The 2,764-nt window shown below is 46.7% G+C and carries 2 protein-coding genes and 1 CRISPR repeat array; both genes read right to left on the bottom strand.

The genetic code is table 11. The features are described from left to right. Positions 1-161: 161 nt before the first annotated feature. Positions 162-1,062: a CRISPR direct-repeat array (repeat unit 37 nt; unit sequence GTTTCAATCCCTAAGAGGTATTACTGATTATATCAGG). Positions 1,063-1,273: 211 nt separating this feature from the next. After that, positions 1,274-1,564 carry a CRISPR-associated endonuclease Cas2 gene (gene cas2 / locus AC0QHF_RS09100; protein ID WP_324703887.1) on the bottom strand — a complete coding sequence of 97 codons (291 nt, stop codon included), beginning with the start codon at positions 1,562-1,564 and terminating at the stop codon, positions 1,274-1,276. A 31-nt stretch (positions 1,565-1,595) separates the two neighbouring features. Further along, the gene (cas1d, locus tag AC0QHF_RS09095; RefSeq protein WP_324703886.1) at positions 1,596-2,600 is read right to left on the bottom strand and encodes a type I-D CRISPR-associated endonuclease Cas1d; all 1,005 of its coding nucleotides are present in this window, start codon (positions 2,598-2,600) and stop codon (positions 1,596-1,598) included. Positions 2,601-2,764 lie beyond the last annotated feature (164 nt).

Below are 2,764 nucleotides of genomic sequence, written 5' to 3'. Positions count from 1 at the left end.
CTAGAGGGCAATAGGCAATAGGCAACAGGCAATAGGAAACTGAAATGACCTTTACATCGATGTTTCAAGGTTTCTAGGCCGATTGAAACTGTTGATACACGAGCGCGATACTTGCGATATCAGGATCTTCTGAAGAGAAACTCGAAGCTTATAAGCTCATTGTTTCAATCCCTAAGAGGTATTACTGATTATATCAGGGCTTATCGAATTGATCCCCGAATTCCGTGCGGCCTTTGTTTCAATCCCTAAGAGGTATTACTGATTATATCAGGGAGATAGAAAAACTTACAGAAAATTGGCAACTGCTGTTTCAATCCCTAAGAGGTATTACTGATTATATCAGGCAAAGCCCAGGTGGACGGGCTTTGGAGTATGTTGTTTCAATCCCTAAGAGGTATTACTGATTATATCAGGGAGGAGTTTTCTCGCAAGGGAATCCACCCCCTCGTTTCAATCCCTAAGAGGTATTACTGATTATATCAGGAGGATGCTTGGAAATGGGCATCAGCACTGGCAAGCGTTTCAATCCCTAAGAGGTATTACTGATTATATCAGGATCGCTGGCTACCGCCTGCCTTTGGCTAGTCGAAGTTTCAATCCCTAAGAGGTATTACTGATTATATCAGGTTTTTACAGTTACATCGCTAATGATTGCACTTTGCTGGTTTCAATCCCTAAGAGGTATTACTGATTATATCAGGGATGGATGCGGAAATTTTGGAAGCGAGATCGCTGGAGTTTCAATCCCTAAGAGGTATTACTGATTATATCAGGCCGGTGGGGCTGATCGTTCCGTCGCTGATCCCTCTGTTTCAATCCCTAAGAGGTATTACTGATTATATCAGGGCTGATTTTCCTGAATATGTGGCGTGGTTTGCCCGGTTTCAATCCCTAAGAGGTATTACTGATTATATCAGGTGGATTTTGAAGTTACTGAGGCGCGATCGCTCGAGTTTCAATCCCTAAGAGGTATTACTGATTATATCAGGAATGCTGATTTTCCTCAATATCTGGAGTGGTTTGCCGTTTCAATCCCTAAGAGGTATTACTGATTATATCAGGGGCCTCGTCAGGACGTCAAGCCCAGAGCGGATTTTAGAGCCCATTTGCGCGACGATCGCCCGCAGGAGAACCATTCTCACACCCGCAGACCCCCAAAAACGCTGAAACCCCTGCTGTGTAAGGTGCGCGACGGGTTCGAGTCGGCGATCGCATTCAAAGTCATTCCCAGTCAGCAATTCAGCCATTTCGTCCCGTCGCCTCATTTCTACACCTACCCCTCCGCGCAGTCCACAAAAAAGATGGTGGTGTCCCGGGGAGGGGGACAGCCGATCCGTTCGATCTCCCCTCGGCGGTGTCCCCGCAGGAAATAGAAGCAGACGCTATCGGTTTCGGCATCAATTTGTTTGTTCAGGCGCGATCGCAACCGGGCGTATTGCGTTTCCGTCAGTTCGCACTCGAAAACGCTGTACTGCTTCCATTCCCCATAGGATTTGAGGATGGAGTGAATTTTGGTTCGGCGTTTATTTTCCGAAATATCGTAACTGACAACAATATACATCATCACGGCAAAAAAAGCAACAAAAACGGCAAAATTATTTCAAAACCAGCGGCGGATATTTGTCCGTTTCTCCCATCAGGAATTTCGCCATCAGCCGCGCCTGAATTTCAAACGATTCCCGGTAAGTACACTGACGCTTGAGCACCGGATGCTTGAATTTCGACTGTTTCTTTTCCTCATACAACCGCAGAAAAACTTTCAACCCATCCTTGGTGAGATGTACCGCCCCGCTGACGGGTTCGGTGGTGAAATCTTCCGGCTTCAATTTTTGGGTATTGAGGGCATTCAAAACCACCGCATCCACGACAATGGGGCGAAATTCCTCCATCAAATCCAACGCCAAAGACGGGCGCCCGTAACGGTTGGTGTGCAGGTATCCCAAATAGGGATCGAACCCGACAATATTGACGGCACTTTTGATGTCATTCGTCAACAAAGAATAACCAAAACTCAGCAGGGAATTAACCGGATCGGTGGGGGGACGGCGGCGGCGAAACTCGAAACCGAATCGGGGGTTTTGAATCAGATCGTCAAAACAACCGAAATAAGCCGCACTTCCCGCCCCTTCGTATCCCCGCAGGCAATTGATATCCGAGATATTTTCTAAGGAAGCGATCGCATCCTTCAACTGCTGAATTCCTGCCTCCAAATCCAGTTCGCAATTTTCCCGCCGCCGACGCAACAAAAGATTGCGATAATTCTTCAGTTTACCCCGCACTAATCCTCGCACCAAATGCACCGCATTATCCGACTCACCCGCCACCTTCCACTGTGCCGATCGCACGAAAATATTTTTGGTAAATTCCGGTTCGATCCGCCCCCGATAGCGTCCGCTGGCGGTAACAAAACTGAGAGGAATGTTGCGATCCAAAAGTTCATCCACAACCGCCGGAGAAACCGTCGCCCGCCCGACAACCACGACTCCTTCAATTTTGATGAATGGAACATCCATCAGCTTAGTTTTGTTAGATTTGACAATTATCCGTTCATCCGTTTTGCCGATAAAAGCATCTTCGTGAATGATGTAAAGCGTTCCCATTTTTTCTGTCTCCTAATTTTCAAAAATTCTCCGAAGAAGATTGCGAAACGATTCGTTCAAAAGTTCCACCGCTTGGGAATCAATTCATAACAGCGAAAATCCTCTAAAGAGGATTGCGGAAAGATCTATTCCACAATTTCAGATCGCTTGGGAATCAATTCCCA

Source organism: Lyngbya sp. CCY1209 (assembly GCF_055795065.1).
Note: the sequence above shows the minus strand (reverse complement) of the source record. Positions and strands in the feature narration are given on the sequence as shown.

What these genes read in the sequence shown, in the direction of transcription:
- cas2 (WP_324703887.1), bottom strand. Translation starts at nt 1,564, where the DNA reads ATGATGTATATTGTTGTCAGTTACGATATTTCGGAAAATAAACGCCGA.
- cas1d (WP_324703886.1), bottom strand. Translation starts at nt 2,600, where the DNA reads ATGGGAACGCTTTACATCATTCACGAAGATGCTTTTATCGGCAAAACG.